This window comes from Mesorhizobium sp. CU3 (genome assembly GCF_006442965.1).
Lineage (GTDB): Bacteria > Pseudomonadota > Alphaproteobacteria > Rhizobiales > Rhizobiaceae > Mesorhizobium.
Map to the genome: position 1 here is coordinate 87,891 of NZ_VFWX01000002.1, position 20,356 is coordinate 108,246.

24 protein-coding genes are annotated in these 20,356 nt (G+C 63.7%); 15 read left to right on the forward strand and 9 right to left on the reverse strand.

What is annotated here, in order from left to right:
* Positions 1 to 3 precede the first annotated feature (3 nt).
* The 3 genes from FJ988_RS03845 to coaD form a co-directional block, all read right to left on the reverse strand.
* A complete protein-coding gene (locus FJ988_RS03845; RefSeq protein WP_140815440.1) occupies positions 4 to 516 on the reverse strand; it encodes a peptidylprolyl isomerase in 513 nt (170 codons plus the stop codon).
* Positions 517 to 544: 28 nt separating this feature from the next.
* Positions 545 to 1,042 (reverse strand): peptidylprolyl isomerase, encoded by a 498-nt coding sequence (locus FJ988_RS03850; RefSeq protein WP_246688442.1) that lies wholly within the window; start codon positions 1,040 to 1,042, stop codon positions 545 to 547.
* Positions 1,043 to 1,209: 167 nt separating this feature from the next.
* Positions 1,210 to 1,710 carry a pantetheine-phosphate adenylyltransferase gene (gene coaD / locus FJ988_RS03855; protein WP_140815442.1) on the reverse strand — a complete coding sequence of 167 codons (501 nt, stop codon included), beginning with the start codon at positions 1,708 to 1,710 and terminating at the stop codon, positions 1,210 to 1,212.
* A gap of 272 nt (positions 1,711 to 1,982) precedes the next feature.
* Here coaD and FJ988_RS30740 point away from each other — a divergent pair, with 272 nt between their 5' ends.
* Positions 1,983 to 2,135, forward strand: coding sequence for a hypothetical protein (locus tag FJ988_RS30740; RefSeq protein ID WP_181183414.1), 153 nt, complete (start codon positions 1,983 to 1,985; stop codon positions 2,133 to 2,135).
* 51 nt (positions 2,136 to 2,186) lie between these two features.
* Here the strand turns inward: FJ988_RS30740 and gyrA are convergent, their stop codons facing one another.
* Positions 2,187 to 4,976, reverse strand: a complete 2,790-nt coding sequence (gyrA, locus tag FJ988_RS03860; protein WP_140815443.1) for a DNA gyrase subunit A — start codon at positions 4,974 to 4,976, stop codon at positions 2,187 to 2,189.
* A 210-nt stretch (positions 4,977 to 5,186) separates the two neighbouring features.
* Here gyrA and FJ988_RS03865 point away from each other — a divergent pair, with 210 nt between their 5' ends.
* Together FJ988_RS03865 and FJ988_RS03870 are read left to right on the forward strand one after the other, a co-directional pair.
* Positions 5,187 to 6,902, forward strand: a complete 1,716-nt coding sequence (locus tag FJ988_RS03865; RefSeq protein WP_140815444.1) for a SulP family inorganic anion transporter — start codon at positions 5,187 to 5,189, stop codon at positions 6,900 to 6,902.
* Positions 6,899 to 7,522, forward strand: a complete 624-nt coding sequence (locus FJ988_RS03870) for a ParB-like protein (protein ID WP_140815445.1) — start codon at positions 6,899 to 6,901, stop codon at positions 7,520 to 7,522. Before FJ988_RS03865 ends, FJ988_RS03870 begins: the two co-directional genes overlap by 4 nt.
* Before the next feature lie 8 nt (positions 7,523 to 7,530).
* Here FJ988_RS03870 and FJ988_RS03875 read toward each other — a convergent pair whose 3' ends face one another.
* Positions 7,531 to 8,358 carry a helix-turn-helix transcriptional regulator gene (locus FJ988_RS03875; RefSeq protein ID WP_140815446.1) on the reverse strand — a complete coding sequence of 276 codons (828 nt, stop codon included), beginning with the start codon at positions 8,356 to 8,358 and terminating at the stop codon, positions 7,531 to 7,533.
* A gap of 85 nt (positions 8,359 to 8,443) precedes the next feature.
* Between FJ988_RS03875 and FJ988_RS03880 the strand changes: the two genes are divergently transcribed.
* The 3 genes from FJ988_RS03880 to FJ988_RS03890 all read left to right on the forward strand — a co-directional run bounded on the left by FJ988_RS03880 (position 8,444) and on the right by FJ988_RS03890 (position 10,100).
* On the forward strand, positions 8,444 to 8,974 hold the full coding sequence (locus FJ988_RS03880) for a hypothetical protein (RefSeq protein ID WP_140815447.1): 531 nt from the start codon (positions 8,444 to 8,446) through the stop codon (positions 8,972 to 8,974).
* Positions 8,975 to 9,006: 32 nt separating this feature from the next.
* Complete coding sequence (locus FJ988_RS03885; RefSeq protein WP_140815448.1) at positions 9,007 to 9,384, forward strand: VOC family protein; 378 nt, start codon at positions 9,007 to 9,009, stop codon at positions 9,382 to 9,384.
* 86 nt (positions 9,385 to 9,470) lie between these two features.
* Positions 9,471 to 10,100, forward strand: coding sequence for a MarC family protein (locus FJ988_RS03890; RefSeq protein ID WP_140815449.1), 630 nt, complete (start codon positions 9,471 to 9,473; stop codon positions 10,098 to 10,100).
* 12 nt (positions 10,101 to 10,112) lie between these two features.
* Here FJ988_RS03890 and FJ988_RS03895 read toward each other — a convergent pair whose 3' ends face one another.
* The 3 genes from FJ988_RS03895 to FJ988_RS03905 are packed head-to-tail and all read right to left on the reverse strand — an operon-like array spanning position 10,113 to position 11,521.
* Positions 10,113 to 10,538: an OsmC family protein gene (locus tag FJ988_RS03895; protein WP_140815450.1), complete on the reverse strand. Its 426-nt coding sequence runs from the start codon at positions 10,536 to 10,538 to the stop codon at positions 10,113 to 10,115.
* A 23-nt stretch (positions 10,539 to 10,561) separates the two neighbouring features.
* Positions 10,562 to 10,960: a DUF2306 domain-containing protein gene (locus FJ988_RS03900; protein ID WP_140815451.1), complete on the reverse strand. Its 399-nt coding sequence runs from the start codon at positions 10,958 to 10,960 to the stop codon at positions 10,562 to 10,564.
* 33 nt (positions 10,961 to 10,993) lie between these two features.
* The gene (locus FJ988_RS03905; RefSeq protein WP_140815452.1) at positions 10,994 to 11,521 is read right to left on the reverse strand and encodes a single-stranded DNA-binding protein; all 528 of its coding nucleotides are present in this window, start codon (positions 11,519 to 11,521) and stop codon (positions 10,994 to 10,996) included.
* Positions 11,522 to 11,752: 231 nt separating this feature from the next.
* On the opposite strand from FJ988_RS03905, the gene FJ988_RS03910 reads away from it, so the two are divergent.
* From FJ988_RS03910 to FJ988_RS03950, 9 genes are all read left to right on the forward strand, one after another.
* Complete coding sequence (locus tag FJ988_RS03910; RefSeq protein ID WP_140815453.1) at positions 11,753 to 12,067, forward strand: metalloregulator ArsR/SmtB family transcription factor; 315 nt, start codon at positions 11,753 to 11,755, stop codon at positions 12,065 to 12,067.
* Positions 12,064 to 12,537 (forward strand): SRPBCC domain-containing protein, encoded by a 474-nt coding sequence (locus FJ988_RS03915; RefSeq protein ID WP_140815454.1) that lies wholly within the window; start codon positions 12,064 to 12,066, stop codon positions 12,535 to 12,537. The genes FJ988_RS03910 and FJ988_RS03915 overlap by 4 nt, the downstream gene beginning before the upstream one ends.
* Before the next feature lie 18 nt (positions 12,538 to 12,555).
* Positions 12,556 to 13,158 (forward strand): ATP-dependent Clp protease proteolytic subunit, encoded by a 603-nt coding sequence (locus FJ988_RS03920; protein ID WP_140815455.1) that lies wholly within the window; start codon positions 12,556 to 12,558, stop codon positions 13,156 to 13,158.
* Between the two features lie 68 nt (positions 13,159 to 13,226).
* Positions 13,227 to 13,505, forward strand: a complete 279-nt coding sequence (locus tag FJ988_RS03925; protein ID WP_140815456.1) for a hypothetical protein — start codon at positions 13,227 to 13,229, stop codon at positions 13,503 to 13,505.
* A gap of 761 nt (positions 13,506 to 14,266) precedes the next feature.
* A complete protein-coding gene (gene uvrA / locus FJ988_RS03930) occupies positions 14,267 to 17,188 on the forward strand; it encodes an excinuclease ABC subunit UvrA (RefSeq protein WP_140815457.1) in 2,922 nt (973 codons plus the stop codon).
* On the forward strand, positions 17,188 to 17,598 hold the full coding sequence (locus FJ988_RS03935) for a DUF302 domain-containing protein (protein ID WP_140815458.1): 411 nt from the start codon (positions 17,188 to 17,190) through the stop codon (positions 17,596 to 17,598). Before uvrA ends, FJ988_RS03935 begins: the two co-directional genes overlap by 1 nt.
* Positions 17,595 to 18,053, forward strand: a complete 459-nt coding sequence (locus tag FJ988_RS03940; RefSeq protein ID WP_140815459.1) for a GNAT family N-acetyltransferase — start codon at positions 17,595 to 17,597, stop codon at positions 18,051 to 18,053. Before FJ988_RS03935 ends, FJ988_RS03940 begins: the two co-directional genes overlap by 4 nt.
* A gap of 26 nt (positions 18,054 to 18,079) precedes the next feature.
* Entirely contained in the window at positions 18,080 to 18,886 is an 807-nt protein-coding gene (locus FJ988_RS03945; protein ID WP_140815460.1) for a DUF72 domain-containing protein, read from the forward strand.
* A 113-nt stretch (positions 18,887 to 18,999) separates the two neighbouring features.
* Positions 19,000 to 20,145: a GGDEF domain-containing protein gene (locus FJ988_RS03950; RefSeq protein WP_140815461.1), complete on the forward strand. Its 1,146-nt coding sequence runs from the start codon at positions 19,000 to 19,002 to the stop codon at positions 20,143 to 20,145.
* Between the two features lie 22 nt (positions 20,146 to 20,167).
* Here the strand turns inward: FJ988_RS03950 and FJ988_RS30745 are convergent, their stop codons facing one another.
* Positions 20,168 to 20,344 (reverse strand): hypothetical protein, encoded by a 177-nt coding sequence (locus tag FJ988_RS30745; RefSeq protein ID WP_181183415.1) that lies wholly within the window; start codon positions 20,342 to 20,344, stop codon positions 20,168 to 20,170.
* Positions 20,345 to 20,356: the final 12 nt, after the last annotated feature.

Genomic DNA, 20,356 nt, shown 5'->3' on the forward strand with positions numbered 1-20,356 from the left:
CCTTTACTTGACGTCGGCCGCAACCTTCAGCGACACGATCTTGTCGGGATCCTGCACCGGCTCGCCGCGCTTGATCTTGTCGACATTCTCCATGCCTTCGATGACCTGGCCCCAGACCGTGTACTGGCGGTTGAGGAACGCGGCATCGTCAAAGCAGATGAAGAACTGCGAATTCGCCGAATTCGGGTTCTGGGCGCGTGCCATCGAGCAGGCGCCGCGGCCGTGATTGGCGTTGGAGAACTCGGCCTTCAGGTCCGGCTTGTCCGAGCCGCCCATGCCGGCGCGGGACGGCGCAAAGGTCGGCTTCGACGAATTGCCGAACTTGACGTCGCCAGTCTGCGCCATGAAGCCGTCGATGACGCGGTGGAACACCACGCCGTCATAAGCGCCCTCGCGCGCCAGTTCCTTGATGCGGGCAACGTGGCCGGGGGCCAGTTCAGGATACATTTCGATGACGACCTGACCCTTGGTCGTCTCCATGATCAGCGCGTTCTCGCGGTCCTTGATCTCAGCCATGTCAGAAATCCTTTTCTTGAAATTGAAATTACTTGCCGTCTGCGGCGATGCGAACCTTGATCATGCGGTCGGGGTCGGTGACGCTGCCATTGTCGGCTTCGTCGCCCTTCTTGATCTTGTCGACGAGATCCATGCCGCTGACCACCTTGCCGACGATGGTGTACTGGCCGTCGAGGTTCGGCGCCGGCGCGAACATGATGAAGAACTGGGAATTCGCCGAATTCGGATCCTGCGAACGGGCCATACCGATCACGCCGCGCGTGAACTGCTCGGTCTGCGAGAACTCGGCGGGAAGATCGGGCAGGTCGGAGCCGCCGGTGCCGACGGCTTCGGCGCTATAGCCTTTCTTCAGGTTGCCGAACTTGACGTCGCCAGTCTGCGCCATGAAGCCGTCGATGACGCGGTGGAAGGCGACATTGTCATAGGCGCCGTCCCGCACCAGCTTCTTGATCTGGGCGACGTGCTTGGGCGCCAGGTCAGGACGCAGAGCGATGGTCACATCGCCATCCTTCAGCGTGATGATCATGGTGTTATCCTTGTCGGCGGCGGTAGCCGGCAGTGATGCGGCGAAAAGGCCGGCAAGCACGACGAGGAACGAAGCGAGCTTCTTCAGCTGCATGGGTATCTCCGAAAGTCTTTTGTTGGATGCATGTCGTTGCCCCAAAACCGACGTCCACTTTTGGGCGACATGCATTATTTGGTGAACTTGGCGGTGAGCGCGCCGGCAACGGCCGCCGGCACGAAGGGACGGATGTCGCCGCCCATCGAGGCAATCTGGCGCACAAGTGTGGCGGTAATGGTGCGCACCGAGGGGCTGGCGGGCAGAAAAACCGTCTGCAATTCCGGCGCCATGGTCTCGTTCATGCCGGCCATCTGCATCTCGTAGTCGAGATCGGTGCCGTCGCGCAGGCCGCGGATGATGATCGAGGCGCCGTGCTTCCTCGCGGCGTCGATGACCAGCCCGTCGAACGCAACCACCTTGATGCGGCTGGAGTCCTTGCCGAACTCGGCCTTGGCAGCGGCTTCGATCAGCTTGACGCGTTCTTCGAATGAAAACAGCGGCGTCTTGCCCGGATGGATGCCTATCGCCGCGTAGACGGCGTCGGCCACCGCCAGCGAGGCCTTCAGCACATCGAGATGGCCGTTGGTCAGCGGGTCGAAGGAGCCAGCGTAAAGGGCGGTGCGTTCGGTCATGGCAGGCTTCTAGAGCAATTCCAGGAAAAGTGTGAGCGGTTTTCCGTCCGGAATTGCGCAAAAACAAAAAGATAGAGCGGTTCGCCGTTTCGGTGAAACGCTCTAGCGAGCCTCTCAAACAAAGGCAAATCCGCGTTTGAACCTTTTCGCGCCGATGAACGACAGATGAATGCGTCGATCACGAACGTTTCACGCAGCGTTCACTAGGTTGCACTTCAAGGGATGAAACCAAATCCCCATGTTTTCGTTGTAAGCCGCAGGAGAACACGCAAATGCTGATCTACATGCTTGCCACAGCAATGACCGTCGTGATGTTGATCGCAACCGCTTTCGGGCTGCATCAGGAAGCAGCCAAGGTTCGCGTCAAGGCCAACACCAGGCGTATCGATCCTTTCGTCGTCCGCAAACCTTACCGTCGCTTCTGATCTCGGGTAAAGAAAGCACCGGCCGATCGGCCGGCGCCTGGTATTGGAAGTCTATTCCTGGCTTTCCTGGGTTCCGTCTTCGGTTCCCGCCTCACCGGAAGCGTCTTCAGCCTCCTCGTCCGACTGCGGTTCCGAAATCCGCTCGACAGACACCACCTTTTCGCCCTCGGCCGTGTTGAAGATGGTCACGCCCTTGGTGGCGCGGCTGGCGAAGCGTATGCCTTCGACTGGCACCCGGATGACCGTGCCGCCGTCCGAAACCAGCATGATCTGATCGTCATTGCCGACCGGGAAGGTCGCGACCAGCCGGCCGATCTCGGCCGTCTTCGACACGTCGGTGGCACGGATGCCCTTGCCGCCGCGCCCCGTCAGGCGGAAATCGTAGGACGACGAGCGCTTGCCGTAGCCATATTCGGTCACCGTCAGCACAAGCTTCTCATGCGCCTTGAGGAACTCGTAGCGCTCCTCGGACAGCTCGGCTTCCTCGCCGATCTCCTCATTGGTGAGCGCGACCTCTTCCTCTTCGCCGGCATTACCGGCGGCAAGCCGGCGCTCGACCGCCGCGCGCTTGAGATAGGCGGCGCGCTCGGCGGGCGACGCATCGACGTTCTCAATGATCGACATCGAGATGATGCGGTCCGTCTCGGCCATGCTTATGCCGCGCACGCCGACGGAATTGCGGCTCTGGAAGACGCGCACGTCGGAGACGGGGAAACGGATGCACTGGCCGGAATTGGCCGTCAGAAGCACATCGTCATTGTCGGTGCAGGTTTCAACGCCGAGGATCTCGTCGCCCTCTTCCTCCAGCTTCATGGCGATCTTGCCGTTGCGGTTGACCTGGACGAAGTCGGACAGCTTGTTGCGCCGCACCGTGCCGCGCGTGGTGGCGAACATCACGTCGAGCTCGCCCCAGCTGGTCTCGTCCTCCGGCAGCGGCATGATCGTGGTGATGCGCTCGCCCTGTTCGAGCGGCAGCATGTTGATCAGCGCCTTGCCGCGCGATTGCGGGTTGCCGACCGGCAGGCGCCAGACCTTTTCCTTGTAGACGATGCCGCGCGAGGAGAAGAACAGCACCGGCGTGTGCGTGTTGGCGACGAACAGCCTTGTGACGAAATCCTCTTCCTTGGTCGACATGCCGGAGCGGCCCTTGCCGCCGCGGCGCTGCGCCCGGTAGAGTGAAAGCGGCACGCGCTTGATGTAGCCGGAATGGCTGACCGTGACGACCATGTCCTCGCGCTGGATCAGGTCCTCGTCTTCCATGTCCGAACCGCCGTCGGAAAGCTCGGTGCGGCGCGGCGTGCCGAACTCGTCGCGAACCGCGATCAACTCGTCCTTGACGATCTGCTGGATGCGTGCGCGGGACGACAAGATATCAAGGAAATCGACGATCTCGGCGCCGATCTTGTTCAACTCGTCGGCGATCTCGTCACGGCCGAGCGCGGTCAGGCGCTGCAGGCGCAGGTCGAGGATGGCGCGCGCCTGCTCCTCGGAGAGGAAGTAGGTGCCGTCCTCGTTGATGCGGTGACGCGGGTCGTCGATCAACTTGATCAGCGGCGCCACGTCATGGGACGGCCAGCGCCGCGCCATCAACTGCTCGCGCGCCGTCTGCGGGTCGGGCGCGGTACGGATCAGCTTGATCACCTCGTCGATGTTGGCGACGGCAATCGCCAGACCGACCAGCACATGCGCCCTTTCCCGGGCCTTGCGCAAAAGGTACTTCGTGCGGCGGCTGATCACCTCCTCGCGGAACCCGACGAAGGCCTTCAGCATGTCGATCAGCGTCATCACTTCCGGCTTGCCGCCGTTCAGCGCCACCATATTGGCGCCGAAGGACGTCTGCAGCGGCGTGAACCGGTAAAGCTGGTTGAGGATGACGTCGGCGACGGCGTCGCGCTTCAGTTCGATGACGACGCGATAGCCCTGCCGGTCGCTCTCGTCGCGGATGTCGGAGATGCCCTCGATGCGCTTTTCGCGCACCAGTTCGGCCATCTTCTCGATCATCGCCGCCTTGTTCACCTGATAGGGTATCTCGGTGACGACGATCGACTCGCGGTCGTTGCCGCGCTGCTCGATGTTGACGCGCCCGCGCATGACGATCGAACCGCGGCCGGTCGAATAGGCATTGTAGATGCCGGAACGGCCAAGCACGATGCCACCGGTCGGGAAATCCGGGCCGGGCACGATCTCCATCAGCGCCGGCAGGTCGATGGCCGGGTTGTCGATGATCGCCATCGCTCCGTTGCACACTTCGGCAAGGTTGTGCGGCGGAATGTTGGTGGCCATGCCGACGGCGATGCCGCCCGAACCGTTGACCAGCAGGTTCGGGAAACGCGCCGGCAGCACCTTCGGCTCTTGTTCGGCGCCGTCATAATTGTCCTGGAAATCGACGGTTTCCTTATCGATGTCCTCGAGCAGTTCGTGCGCGACCTTCGTCAGGCGCGACTCGGTGTAGCGCATGGCCGCAGGCGGGTCGGCATCGATAGAGCCGAAATTGCCCTGACCGTCGATCAGCGGCACGCGCAGCGACCAGTCCTGCGCCATGCGCACCAGCGCGTCATAGATCGAAGCGTCACCGTGCGGATGGTATTTACCCATCACATCGCCGACGATGCGCGACGATTTCACATGCTTGCGGTTCCAGTGGTAACCGCCTTCCTGCATGGCGTAGAGGATGCGGCGATGCACCGGCTTCAGGCCGTCGCGCACATCGGGCAGCGCGCGGCTGACGATCACGCTCATGGCGTAATCGAGATAGGAGCGCTGCATCTCCTCTATGATCGAAATCGGCTCGATGCCGGTGGGGCCGCCGTCGCTGCCGCGCGGTGTCTTCTGGTCGGTCAAATCAGGTCACAATCCTGTCGGGAATCACTGCATGCTTATATAGGAAGCGCGCGCGAAACTCCAACCTTGGCCGGACTTTTCCAGAGACAATTTTCGTGGTAATTTCAAAAGGATACCGCAGATTGCGACGATATGGCCGAAGTGCATTTCGCCCCGAAGTCGCGGTTGAAGGGGCAAAGGCCGGCGATGGATCGTCACCCTGAGGCGGGCATGGCAGTCACGGCGAACCGAAACTCCTGGTTGCCCCTGCGCGCCTTGAGCGGTTGGACGACGAAAGACCTCAACGGCGATCTGGCGGCCGGCGTCACGCTGGCGGCGATCGCCATTCCCGAACAGATGGCCACCGCGCGCCTTGGCGGTTTCGCGCCCGAGATCGGCTTTTTCGCCTTCGTCGCCGGATCGCTGGCCTTTGCCCTGCTCGGCGCCAACCGCCATTTGTCGGTGGGTGCCGATTCCACGATCACGCCGCTCTTCGCCGGTGGCCTGGCGCTGATCGCCACCGCCGGCTCGCCGCACTACGTCGCGCTGGCGGGAATGCTGGCGCTGATGGTCGGCTTCCTGGTGGCGCTGAGCGGCCTGCTGCGCCTCGGCTGGATTGCCGACCTTCTGTCGGTGCCGGTCACGACCGGCTTCCTCGCCGGCATATCGGTCCACATCATCGTCTCGCAAATGCCCAGCATGCTCGGATTACCGGCGGAAAGCGGCGAAACGCTGCGGCGCATCGGTGAGATCGCCGCCAATATCCACCTCACCAATCCGTGGAGCCTGGCGATCGGACTTGGCGTGTTTTTGATCGTCTTCATCGCCGAGCATATCAGCGCCCGCATCCCGGCGGCCTTGATCGGCATGGTGCTGGCGACGCTTGCCGTCATGCTATTCGACCTGAAGAGCCACGGCGTCGAGGTGCTCGGCGCCTTGCCGAACGGGCTGCCCCAGCCCGCCATGCCGCTGGTCGGCTTCAAGGACATGCAAGCCCTTGTTCCGCTGGCGCTTTTGATCGCCATCGTCGTCATGGTGCAGACGGCGGCGACCTGCCGCTCCTTCGTCCCGCAGGACGGCAGCCAGCCGGACGTCGATCGCGACTTCATCGGCGTCGGCGCCGGCAGCATCCTTTCCGGCCTGTTCGGCGCCTTCGCCGTCAATTCCAGCCCGCCGCGCACCGCGATCGTCGCGCACAGTGGCGGTCGCTCGCAGGTCTCGGGCCTGATCGCGGCGGCCATCGTGCTGGCGCTCGGTGCCTTCGGCGGCGGCCTGCTCGCCAACGTGCCGCAGGCGGCACTTGCCGGCGTGCTGATGTTCGTCGCCCAGCACCTATTGCGCTGGAAGGTGTTCGCCAGCGTCTACCGCCAGGCGCCCGTCGAATTCGCGCTGATCCTGGTCACCATGGCAGCGATCGTGGCGCTGCCGATCGAAACCGGCGTTGCGATCGGCATCGGCCTGTCGCTGCTGCACGGCATCTGGAGTTTTACGCGCGCCCAGGTGATCGAACTGGCTCAGGTTCCAGGCACGTCCGTGTGGTGGCCGTCGACGGATCATAACCCCGGCAAGCGGCTTTCCGGCGTGCTGGTCGCCGCGTTCCAGGCGCCGCTCTCCTTCGTCAACGCCGACCATTTCAAGCGCGGCCTGCTCAACCTGATCGACGCAAGGAGCGAGGACGTCAAACTGGTGGTGCTGGAAGCGAGCAACATCGTCGAGATCGACTACACCGCCGCGCAAGCGCTGACCGAAGCCATCCTCCATTGCCGCGACCACGGCGCGGTGTTTGCCATAGCCCGCATGGAATCGTTGCGCGCCCAAGCGGCGCTGCAGCGCTTCGGTATCGCCGATCTGGTCGGGCCGCAGCGCATTTTTCACAGCGTCGACGCTGCCATCAAATCGCTTGATCCGGGGAAACGGCAACCGAAAGAACAGGACGAAATGCCATGATTGATCCCCGAGAACCCGTCGTCGTCCCCGTCCCAGTCGAGGAATTGCGGCCCACGCAGATAACGGTCGGCATGCGTGAGGTTGAGTTGAAGCGCCAGATGATCCGGGCGCAGGACGCGCGCCGGAAAACCGGCGCTTTTCTCGGCAGGCACATGGTGCCAGTCGTGCTCGGTCCGAAAAAGCGCAACTACGTCACCGATCACCACCATCTCGCCCGCGCGCTCATCGAGGAAGGCGTCAAGGACGTGCTGGTGACTGTGATCGCCGACCTGTCGGCGCTCGACAAGGACGCGTTCCTTTTCATGCTCGACAACCGCGGCTGGATGCATCCGTTCGACGAGAGCGGCAAGCGCCGCAAGTATGCTGCGATCCCGAAGACGATCGGCGCGCTGGTCGACGATCCCTATCGCAGCCTCGCCGGCGAACTGCGCCGGCAAGGCGGCTACGCCAAGGACACCACTCCGTTCAGCGAGTTCCTGTGGGCGGATTTCCTGCGCCGCCGCGTCGGCCGTGCGGAGGTCGAGAAGAATTTCGACAAGGCGATGAAGGACGCGCTCGCATTGGCCAAAAGCGAGGACGCGAACTACCTGCCGGGTTGGTGCGGTCCGACGGACGATTGAAGCACATTCTATCGGGCGCCGGCCCGCCTTGTCCTGTAACTGCCCGGCGCCTCGCCCATCTCGCGCCGGAACCGGCGGTTGAAAGTCGACAGATCGTTGAAGCCAGCATCGAAGGCGATGGTCGAGATCGCCGCGTCCGACGTCCGCAACCGCACCGCGGCCCGGTGCAGCCTGGTTCTGAGCAGGAACTGGTAGGGCGTCATACCGACGACGTGCCGGAAGGTCCGCAGGAAGTGATAGGGGCTGGTGGCCGTGCTGTCGGCAAGCGTGGCCAGCGAAAGCGGTTGCTCCGTACTAAGCTCGATGCGGCGCACCGCTTCGGCGACGCGTTTCTGGTCGCGGCGGCTGGGCGCTCGGCCGGCCGGTCCGGTATCCGAGCCGGCGACGACCGCGCCGGCAAGGCGCAGGCCCAGTTCCTCGAACGCCTCGCCGTCGCCCGTTTCCCGCGCGGCCTCCGCCTCGGCCAGCAACGGCGCCAGCGCCGGCAAGGGCGGCAGGCGCGGCGCGGCAAATTCTAGCCGCTTCACGCCCGGCACCTCGGTGGCAACCCGCTCCATATAGGCGGGAGTGAAATGGAATGAGAGGCAGCGGTCACCGGCGCCGTGCTCGTGGCCGCATTCGTAGCAGGCGCCCGGACTGCCCAAAAGGATGGCGCCGGGCGCCAGCATCGCCGTGCCCTGGCGTGTTCGGTAGCGGAAGGTGCCGCTGGTCACCGCGGCGACGCAGAAGCTGCGATGCTCTTCCTCGAACGGCCTGTCGCCGGCGCCGGCCGTGCAGACCACATCCGACACCTGCCAGCCGGGCCCGGAGGCGAGATTTTGCTCGGTCGTCGTCATGCCCGAAACATAGCAATTTTTCCCAAGCGCAGAAGGCCGGCGCGGCCCTATTGCTCGCCCTCTCCTGACAAACGAGGCAGCAGCCATGACCGATCCCTTCGCCGAAGCCCTGCACAGCGACGGCCCCGATCCCAACCTGGCAGGGAAGCTGGCCCTTTACGGCCGTTTCGTCGGCGCCTGGACATTCGACGCCACACGGATCCTCGAGGACGGCACAAGGCTCATCGGGCGCGGCGAAGTGCATTTCGGATGGGTGCTGGACGGCAAGGCGGTCCAGGACGTCTGGATCCTGCCCGCCCGCGATGCCGGCCCCTCGCCTTCGCTCGGGCCCTGGACCTTCTACGGCACGACCTTGCGCGTCTACGATCCGGGCGAAGAAGCCTGGCACATTTTCTGGAGTGACCCGCGCAACCAGTATTTCAGCCGCCAACTCGGCCGCGCCGAAGGCGATGACATCGTCCAGGTCGGTGCCGACGGCAGTGGGTCCGCGGTGCGCTGGAGCTTTTCAGGCATCACGGAAAACGCCTTCCGCTGGCTCGGCGAACGCTCGCATGACCGCGGCGCGACCTGGCGCATGGAGGTCGAGTTCCTCGCCCGGCGCACGACTCCAGCCTGAACCGCCAACCCATTGCAATCACGGAGGAAACCATGCTCGACCATATCTCGATCGGCGTTCGCGACAGCAGTGCCTCGAAGCGCTTCTACGACGCCGCGCTCAAGCCACTCGGCTATTCCTGTCTCAGCCAGTCGCCGGGATCGCTCGGCTACGGCGCCGAGACCGTGCAGCTCTGGGTGCAGGATGCCGGCAGACCTGTGCCGGCCGACAAGGATTCCGGCCTGCATTTCTGCTTCGCCGCAAGGACGCGCGCCGGCGTCGATGCCTTCCATGCCGCAGCGCTCAGCCAAGGCGGCAAGGACAATGGCCCGCCCGGCCTGCGGGCGTCCTATGGCGACAACTACTACGCCGCCTTCGTCATCGACCCCGACGGCTATCGACTCGAGGCTTATTGCGGCAAAGCGGAGTAACCGATCGATTTTCCCTCCCGCTTTCCAGCGCCCGGGCTTTGCTCTACCAATTGCAAAGTCTGGGCTTCGCCCGGCGGGAGGGGACGATGCCGAGCTTCGACAGCCTGTTCAACGCCTTCGTCACCATCCTGGTGACCATCGACCCGCCCGGGCTGGCGCCGCTCTTCCTTGCCGTGACGCGCGGCATGAACCGCGACGAGCGCCAGCAGGTCTCCATCCGCGCCTCGGTGATCGGCTTCCTGGTTATGGCGCTGTTTGCGGTCGCTGGCGCGTCGATCCTGTCGGTGTTCGGCATCACGCTGCCGGCCTTCCGCGTCGCAGGCGGCTTCCTGCTCTTCTTCATCGCCTTCGAAATGGTGTTCGAGCGCCGTCAGGACCGCAAGGAAAAGATCGGCGACGTCGCCATCACCAAGGACATGATCCACAACATCGCCGCCTTCCCGCTGGCGATCCCGCTGATCGCCGGTCCCGGCGCGATCTCGGCGACGGTGCTGCTGTCAGGACATTTCGAAGGCTTTGCCGCCCAGGCAGCCCTGGTCGGCATCATCTTCCTCTGCCTCGCCATCACCTATCTGGTGTTCGTGCTGTCGGAACGCATCGACCGCATCCTCGGCCAGACCGGCCGCTCGATCCTAACCCGCCTGCTCGGCGTCATCCTGGCAGCACTTGCCGTGCAGTTCGTGGCCGACGGCGTCAAGGCGCTGATGGCCGGCTGACGCCCTACTGCCCTACTGCGCCCCCGTCTCGACCACCTCGAAATCATGCGTGAGCGTCGCCGTCTTGGCCATCATGGCTGAAGCCGAGCAGTATTTCTCGATCGACAGGTTGATGGCGCGCTGGACCTTGTCGTGCGACAGCGCGCGGCCCTTGACGACGAAATGCATGTGGATGCGGGTAAACACTTTCGGGTCGGTCTCGGCGCGGTCGGCGTCGAGCTCGACCACGCAATCCTCGATCGCCTCGCGGCCCCGTTCGAGGATGTGCACGACATCATAGGCCGAGCAGCCGCCGGTGCCGATCAGCACCAGTTCCATCGGGCTCGGACCCGGCGTCTTGCCATCCGGCCCATGCGCCGTGCCCAGCACCAGTTTGTGCCCACTGCCGGATTCGCCGACGAAGGTGCGCTCCTCGACCCATTTGACGCGTGCTTTCACGATGATTTCCTTGAAGCAGTACCCTATTGGCCGAACACGACCGCGTGCATGATGCGCCCGGGCAGCAGGGTAAAGATGCCGGCGCCGATCAGCGCGAAAATATAGAGTTTTATCATCGCGCTGCGATGCGCGGCCACCTTGTGCGTGTGCGCATACCATGCCGCCAGCGGCGCGGTGACCAGCACCAGGATCGACAGGAGATGGATCGGGCTGAAAGGGCCGATCAGCCTGATCTGCTGGATCCAGAAGCTCGATATGGCGATGACCAACATCAGCGCCACCCAGGCATAGCCCATCACCCGGTGCCGCATGTTGCCCTTCGGCAGCGCCAGTTGCGCGCCGCCGACCGCGAGCGCGGCAAAGGCCGCGAAGGCGTGCCACAGAATGGGAGGCGGCGCCGACAGAAGCGGTCCGAGCGACATGACGCCTCCCTTCAAACAGCTGCTACGAGATGCTTAGAACGGAATCTCGTCGTCCAGCTCGCGCGACGAACCACTACCGCCACCACCGCTCCTGGAACCGCCACCGCCGCCGCCACGGCTGAAGCTCTCGCCCGGGCTGGACTGGCCGAAATCGGACCCGCGACTGTTGCCGCCGCCGGCATAATTGCCGACCTGGCCGCCGCCCTCGCCGCGCGTGTCGAGCATCTGCAATTCGCCGCGGAATTTCTGCAGCACGACCTCGGTCGTGTAGCGGTCATTGCCGGTCTGGTCCTGCCATTTGCGCGTCTGCAGCTGACCCTCGACATAGACCTTCATGCCCTTCTTCAGATACTGCTCGGCGACCTTGGCGATGCCCTCATTGAAGATGACGACATTGTGCCATTCGGTCTTTTCCTTGCGCTCGCCGGAATTCTTGTCGCGCCAGCTTTCCGAGGTGGCGATGCGGATGTTGACGACCGGTTCACCCGAATTCAGGCGGCGGATTTCAGGGTCCGCCCCGAGATTGCCGACCAGAATGACCTTGTTGACGCTACCCGCCATCTTACTTCTCCGCGCTCATCCGAATTTTAAGTCGCTCACCTTACAGCCTGCAGGTCGTCCATGCCCGAAAAGCCTGGCTTTTCCCACAAGGTTTTTGTTCTCTTTTCGTTCTAGGCACAACCGCCGGCCCTGTCAAGGAATGTCAGCAAAGGCGAGGCTCGAACCCGTGTCTCGATATGGATAGCAAATCGCCGCTTGCCAAACCAATAAGTATCGACTTATGCTTCTCTCATGATCGAAGCAGAGATCTTTCGCGCCCTCGCCGACCCGACGCGGCGCGCCGTCTATGAGCGACTGACCGCAAGCGAAATGTCGGTGTCGGAACTGCGCGCCGGCATGAGCGTGTCGCAACCGGCGGTCTCGCAGCACCTTGCCGTCTTGCGCGGCGCCGGCCTCGTCGTCGAGCGGCGCGCCGGGCGCAACGCCTATTACCGCGCCGATCCGAAAGGGCTCGATCCGCTGCTCGGCTGGATCGACCGCTACCGCGCCTTCTGGCCGGAACGCATCGAGAAGTTGAAGACCGTTCTGAAGGAAATGGACCAATGACGGCTATCGAACATCCTGAGACGGCGGCAGAGCCGCTCCACTTCGAATGCGATCTTCCCGATCCGCCGGAAAAGGTCTGGCGGGCGCTGAGCGAACCGGAACTGCTCGCCGCCTGGCTGATGCCGAATGACATCGAACCGCAAGCCGGCAAGCATTTTTCCTTCGCCGGGCCGGCGGCGCCGATCGAATGCCAGGTGCTCGACGCCGAGCCCGGCCGGCTGCTGCGCTTCTCCTGGCGCGAACGGCCCGGTGCGGACGACGGCGAGCTTCCGGCCTTCGACAGCGTCGTCACCTTCACGCTGGCGCGCACCGCCGCCGGCGGCACGCATCTTCGCATCGTCCATGACGACTTCGCGCCGGCGGCGCAGCCTGTTGCGGCCGTCTCGGGCGCCGGCTGCAGGCTTTCGCTCGATGCGCGCAAAAACCTCGTCGCCGCCAATGCGCCTTCCATGATGCTGCGCGCGGCCTGACCAGAGAGGAAATCCGTCATGAGCATTGCCAATCTGGTGCCGATGGTCATCGAGCAGTCGAGCCGCGGCGAACGCTCCTTCGATATCTTTTCGCGGCTGCTGCGCGAGCGCATCGTCTTCATCAACGGCGAGATCAACGACACCGTCTCGGCGCTGGTTTGCGCGCAGCTCCTGTCGCTGGAATCCGACCATCCCGACAAGGAGATCTCGCTCTACATCAACTCCCCCGGCGGCATGGTGACCAGCGGCTTCGCCATCTACGACACGATGCAATACATCTCCTGTCCGGTGTCGACGGTCTGCATGGGCTTTGCCGCTTCGATGGGTTCGTTCCTCCTGATGGCCGGCCAACCGGGACGGCGCATCGCGCTGCCCAACACCCGCATTGTCCTGCACCAGCCGCTCGGCGGCTTCCAGGGCCAGGCCTCCGACATCCAGCGCCACGCCGAAGACATTGTGCGCACCAAGCAGCATATGACCGAGCTTTACGCCAAGCATTGCGGCCGCACCTACGAGGAAGTCGAACGCACGCTCGACCGCGACTATTTCATGAGCGCCCAGGAAGCCAAGGAATGGGGCCTCGTCGACCACGTCTACGACACTCGCAAGAAGGCGGCTTGAACTCCGCGCGCAGCGATTTGATCGGCACGTGGCTGGCCTCGCTTCCGACGCGCCCCTATAGTTCGCGGATGACGAGGACATCAAAACAGTTGTGCATCGCGCTCGCCGCTCTCGCCGGCGCCTTGATGGCCGGCACGACCGCCTTTGCCGATGACAGCTCGACGCAGAAACTACCCGGCGTCAGCGGCGGCTACCGCATCGCCAAGCCGGCGCCGCAGCCGGAACCCGACGACGCGCTGCCGGCGAACAGCGACGGTTCCTTCAAGATCGGCGACACCGATGTCAGGATCGGCGGCAGCATCACCGTCGACATGGGAACGGGCGGCACTCGCATTCCGAACCACTGATCGTGTCTCGCGCGTTTACCCGAGCGCCAGGCACTCCCCACAAAATGTAAGCCCCGCCGCTGCTTCCGCAGTCCGACGGGGCTTTCATGGATCTGAAATCCAACCTTGGCCGGGAGTGTACTGCCGGCGTTCTGTTTCGGATGCTGCGCGGTGTTCGACCGCGATCCGACTATCGTCTCTGATTGTAGGGAATCGGCAAGTCACGGTTTGTCGGGCTGGCGCTCACGTCTGCCCTGGCACTTATGCCCGCCGCGGCTCCATCTCGGTGTGGAGCCTCAAGGGACTGTCCGGTGGCGTCATGCTCCGCTCCTGGGTCCGTTGCGACATTGTCGTTCGAAGCGCTGATCGCTATCACCTGCGGCGTCTCGCAGGCCGCCTGTTGGGCGGCGAGGCCATCGAAAGACGGCCGGCTTCGTTGACGCTTTGAGACTGCGCCCCTCAGCCCAGCACGTCAACCGTTGAATAGCCGGTTACCGAAAAATGTGATCGCCGGGAGGTTACGTTCAGGTAAGTTGAATGCCTTCAAGAAGCGGTTCCAACGCGATTGTTGCGCGCGCTGTGTCCACAGCTTTGTCAGGAGCGTGTTCGGCCTTTGTTCTTTCCGCTTGCCCGCTCGCGCGAAAGACGGTTAAACCCATGATCGGCAACTTCCGTCGAGATTTGTGGCGTCTCTCGACGTGGCGGCAAAACTACCTACATAGAGGATGGCCGGGAAAATCCCGCCGATCCCACGAAATCCAGACTTGAGGCGGCGACCGGCGATGGCCGACCATAAATACCTTTCCATTCGCGGGGCGCGCGAACACAATCTGAAAAATGTCGATCTCGACCTGCCGCGTGACAGCCTGATCGTCATGACCGGCCTCTCGGGCTCCGGCAAGTCGTCGCTCGCTTTCGACACAATCTATGCCGAGGGCCAGCGCCGCTACGTCGAAAGCTTGTCTGCCTATGCCCGGCAGTTCCTCGAGATGATGCAGAAGCCGGACGTCGACCAGATCGACGGCCTGTCGCCCGCCATCTCGATCGAGCAGAAGACCACCTCGCGCAACCCGCGTTCGACGGTCGGCACGGTCACCGAGATCTACGACTATATGCGCCTCTTATTCGCGCGCGTGGGCATTCCTTATTCGCCGGCCACCGGCCTGCCGATCGAGAGCCAGACGGTCTCGCAGATGGTCGACCGCGTGCTGGCGCTGGAGGAAGGCACGCGTCTGTTTCTGCTGGCGCCGATCGTGCGCGGCCGCAAGGGCGAGTACCGAAAGGAATTGCTGGAGCTGCAGAAGAAAGGTTTCCAGCGCGTCAAGGTCGACGGCACCTTCTACGAGATCGCCGATGTGCCGGCGCTGGACAAGAATTACAAGCACGACATCGACGTCGTCGTCGATCGCATCGTCGTGCGCGGCGACCTGGCGACGCGGCTCGCGGATTCGATGGAGACCGCGCTGAAGCTCGCCGAGGGGCTGGCCGTGGCCGAGTTCGCCGACAGGCCGCTCGACGCCAGCCAGACCGGCGACGACGCCGTCAACAAGTCGAAGAACGAGACGCATGAGCGCATCCTGTTCTCGGAAAAATTCGCTTGCCCGGTGTCCGGCTTCACCATTCCCGAGATCGAGCCCCGGCTGTTCTCCTTCAACAACCCGTTCGGCGCCTGCCCGACCTGCGACGGTCTCGGCAGCCAGCGCGCCATCGACGCCAACCTGATCGTGCCCGACGAGAACGTCTCGCTGCGCGACGGCGCGATCAGCCCGTGGGCGAAATCGACCTCGCCCTATTACGCGCAGACGCTGGAAGCGCTGGGCAAGGCCTATGGCTTCAAGCTCGGCGACAAGTTCAAGGATCTGAGCGCGGAAGCTAAAGAAGCCGTGCTCAACGGCACCGGCGAGCGCGAGATCACCTTCCAGTATGATGACGGCTTGCGCTCCTACAAGACGACCAAGACCTTCGAGGGCGTGATCCCCAATCTCGATCGGCGCTGGAAGGAAACGGAATCGGCCTGGATGCGCGAGGAGATCGAGCGCTTCATGTCGGCCACGCCCTGCCCGGCCTGCAACGGCTATCGCCTGAAGCCGGAAGCCCTCGCCGTGAAGATCGGCGGCAAGCACATCGGCGAGGTCACCGAGCAGTCGATCCGCAAGGCCGACCAATGGTTCACCGACCTGCCTGCGCAGCTCAACGACAAGCAGAACGAGATCGCGGTGCGCGTGCTCAAGGAGATCCGCGAGCGGCTGCGCTTCTTGAACGATGTCGGCCTCGATTATCTGACGCTGTCGCGCAACTCCGGCACGCTGTCGGGCGGTGAGAGCCAGCGCATCCGGCTCGCCTCGCAGATCGGCTCGGGACTGACCGGCGTGCTCTACGTGCTGGACGAGCCGTCGATCGGCCTGCACCAGCGCGACAATGCCCGCCTGCTCGACACGCTGAAGCACCTGCGCGACATCGGCAACACGGTGATCGTCGTCGAGCATGACGAGGACGCGATCCTGCATGCCGACTATGTCGTCGACATCGGCCCGGCCGCAGGCATCCATGGCGGCCAGATCATCGCGCAGGGCACGCCGCAGCAGATCATGGCGACGCCCGCCTCGATCACCGGCAAGTACCTGTCCGGCGAATTGGAAGTGGCCACACCTTCAGCGCGCCGCGAAGCGAAGAAGAACCGGCGCATTAAGGTTGTCGGCGCGCGCGGCAACAATCTGAAGAACGTCACCGCTGAAATTCCGCTCGGCACCTTCACCGCGGTCACCGGCGTCTCCGGCGGCGGCAAGTCGACCTTCCTGATTGAGACTTTGTTCAAGGCGGCCTCGCGCCGCATCATGGGCTCGCGCGAGCATCCGGCCGAGCATGACCGTATCGAGGGGCTGGAATTCCTCGACAAGGTCATCGACATCGACCAGTCGCCCATAGGCCGCACCCCGCGCTCCAATCCGGCGACCTATACCGGCGCCTTCACGCCGATCCGCGACTGGTTCGCTGGCCTTCCCGAGGCCAAGGCGCGCGGCTACCAGCCGGGCCGCTTCTCCTTCAACGTCAAGGGCGGCCGCTGCGAGGCCTGCCAGGGTGACGGCGTCATCAAGATCGAGATGCACTTCCTGCCCGACGTCTATGTCACCTGCGACGTCTGCCACGGCAAGCGCTACAACCGCGAGACGCTGGATGTCTTGTTCAAGGGCAAGTCGATCGCCGACGTGCTCGACATGACGGTCGAGGAAGGCGTCGACTTCTTCTCGGCGGTTCCCGGCGTGCGCGACAAGCTGGAGACGCTGAAGCAGGTCGGCCTTGGCTACATCCATATCGGCCAGCAGGCGACGACTTTGTCGGGCGGCGAGGCGCAGCGCATCAAGCTTGCCAAGGAATTGTCGCGCAAAGCGACCGGCAAGACGCTCTACATCCTCGACGAGCCGACCACCGGCCTGCATTTCCACGACGTCGCCAAGCTGTTGGAAGTGCTGCACGAACTGGTCGACCAGGGCAACACGGTGGTCGTCATCGAGCACAATCTCGAAGTGATCAAGACCGCCGACTGGGTGCTCGACCTCGGCCCTGAAGGCGGCGATGGCGGCGGCGAGCTGGTCGCGTCCGGCACGCCGGAAGCGATCGTGCGCGAGAAGCGCAGCTACACCGGCCAGTTCCTGAAGGAGCTTCTGGAGCGCCGGCCCGGGGGCAAACGCGAAGCGGCTGAGTGATGGCGAATAACGGCCTCGTCTCCGTCGAAAGCCGGTTCGGCGTGGCCGAAACCATCGACCGGTTGGTCGCGACCGTCACCGGCGCGGGGTTGCGTGTCTTCGCGCGCATCGACCATGCCGCTGGCGCCCATGAAGTCGGCGCTTCGCTGCGCCCGACCGAGCTTTTGATCTTCGGCCACCCGAAAGGCGGCACGCCGCTGATGCAGGATCGCCAGCTTGCCGGCATCGACCTGCCCATCAAGGCGCTGGCCTGGGAGGATGAGCAGGGCAAGGTCTGGCTGTCCTACAACGACGCGCAGTGGCTGGCTGAGCGGCATGGCCTGGGCGAGGCCAGCCGCGATGCCGTCGCGGCGATTGCAGCGGGGATGGCGAAGGTAATCGCGGCAGCCGCCGGAGCCAATCAATCATGAGGCTTGCCAGCCCCGACGATCTCGCTGCCATCGTCGCGCTGACCACTGACGCCTATGCCCCCTACACCGCCCTGTTCGGCGCGCCGCCGATCCCGGTGACCGAGGACTATGTGCCGCGTATCGAACGCGGCGAGGTCTGGCTGCTTGAAGACGGCTCCGATCTCGCAGGGCTGCTTGTGCTCGAGCAGCATGAAGACCACGCCATGATCTTCAGCGTCGCCGTTTCGCCTGCCTTCCAGGGCAGAAAACTCGGTATCGCGCTGCTGAACTTCGCCGACGACCAGACGCGGTCATGGGGTCTGCCGGAGGTGCGGCTTTACACCAATTCGCGCATGGAGCGGAACATCGCGCTCTATGCGGCTTACGGCTATCAGGAAACGGGTCGTCGCGCCAATCCGTACCGGCCAGGATGGATATTGGTCGACATGGTGAAGCCGGTCGCCGAGGCGGCCTGATTGCATTTCACACCGGGAGGAAGACGATGAGCAGCCAAGGAACGATCCGCTCGGGCATGGGTGGCTGGACTTTCGAGCCCTGGGACACCTCCTTCTATCCGGACAAGCTCGCCAAGGCCAAGCAGCTGCATTACGCCAGCCGCCAGGTGCCGTCGATCGAAGTCAACGGCACCTATTATTCCAGCTTCAAGGAGCCGACCTTTTTGAAGTGGGCGGCCGACGCGCCTGATGGTTTCGTCTTCTCGCTGAAGGGCAACCGCTTCGTCACCAACCGCCGCGTGCTTGGCGAAGCCGGCGAATCGGTGGCACGCTTCCTCGGCTCCGGCGTCGCCGCGCTCGGCGACAAGCTCGGGCCGATCCTGTGGCAGTTCGCGCCGACCAAGAAATTCGACGCCGACGATTTCGAAGCCTTCCTCAAGCTCCTGCCGGAAAAGCAGGACGGCGTGCCGTTGCGCCATGCGCTGGAAGTGAGGCACGACAGTTTCATAGTGCCGGAATTTCCGGCGCTGGCGCGCAAATACAACGCCGCGATCGTCTATGCCGATCACGCGAAATACCCGGCGATCGCCGACATCACCGGCGACTTCGTCTATTTGCGGCTGCAGACCGGCAGCGACGACAATCCCGATTGCTACACACCGAAGGGCCTCGACGAATGGGCGGGACGAGTGAAGAGCTGGGCCGAAGGCAAGCAGCCCGCGGACCTGCCGCGCGCCGATGTCAAGACCGACGCGCCGATCAAGCCGCGCGACGTGTTCGTCTACTTCATCACCGAAGGCAAGGTGCGCGCGCCCTTCGGCGCCATGGCGATGATGAAGCGGGTGACGGGCTGACGCAGCCAAATCCTCACATCTTCGCGGCTATCGTAACGTAATCGATACTTCCTTGCCGCACTAATACACCTACGTCCGGTTGTAGAAGCCGCGGCGCCGGCAAGGACGCGTGTATGCTGCTCGACTATAATTCATTGCTGCTGGCCGTCGGCTTTTCAGCTGCTTGCCTGAGCATCACGCTATTCGGAACCTGGCTGGCCGCGCGCTCAGACAGGTTCCTGCTGACCTGGGCGTTGAGCGTGCTGGTCGTCGTCGTCGAGGTCTTCGTCTATGACGCTTACATAAAAACACCAGGGTCGGCGCTCGGGGTGCTCACGCTCGGCCTGCTTTTGTTCGGCTTCTCGGTGATGCTGGGCGCCGCGCATCAGTTCAGGACTGGCCGCTCGCCTCTGCCCCGCATTGCCCTGGGCGCCGGCATCTCCTTCGCCTTCACCTTGCCGCCTATGGCGCTCGGCTATGATGGGCTGGGCTTTATAACGGAGAATTTCTTCGCGGCGCTGCTCCTGTTCGGCACCGCATATGAATATTGGAAAGGCCGCCGGGAGGCGCCCGTCCATCTGCTTGGCATTGCGGTGCTCTACGCACTGACGGCCGCGTCCTTCGTTTTGTGCTCGGCGGTACTGGCGCTGAACGGCGAACTTGTGCTTGGCCATGCGCCGAGCAACTGGGCCGAGGACCTCAGCCTCGTCATCGTCATCGCCTCGATGACCGGCATCGGCGCGCTGTCGCTGGCGCTCAACCAGGGCCGTCTTGCCCGCCATCACAAACGCGAAGCGCTGACCGATGCTTTGACCGGACTGCTCAATCGCCGCGCGCTGTTCGATGCGCATGGCAGCGCGCCGGTTGGCGCGTTCACCGCCGTGGTGCTGTTCGACCTCGACGGCTTCAAGGCGGTCAACGACCAGTACGGCCATGCCGCGGGCGACGAGGTGCTGAGGGGTTTTGCCGAAGTGCTGTCGGCCAATCTGCGCCCCAACGACATTGCCGCCCGCATGGGCGGCGAGGAGTTCGCTTTGGTGCTGAAACGCGCCTTGCCCGAGATGGTCGAGGCCACCGCCGAACGCATCCGGCTGGCCTTCGCGGCGCGCGCTGTCGAGACCGAGAGCGGCGAGTTGCGCTGCACGGTCAGCGCCGGCTTCGCCTTCGGCAGCAACGAGGGCATGAGCTTCGACAAGGTGCTCAGCGCCGCCGACAAGGCGCTCTACGCCGCGAAACGCGCCGGCCGCAACCGCGTGCTCGATTTCCGCCGCGCCGGTTGAACTTTACGGCTGTATTCGCGCGTCAGTGATGCGAGACCACATCGTAAAAAGCGTCGAGATCGACATAGAAAACCTTGGTCATCTCGCCCAGCAGATCGTCCTCCTCATACCCTTGCGACATCAGGATGTTGATCGCCGTCATGATATCGACGCGCTCGGTCAGGCGCCGCTTCTGATAGTCCTCGACAAAACGTTCCATCGCCTTCCCCTG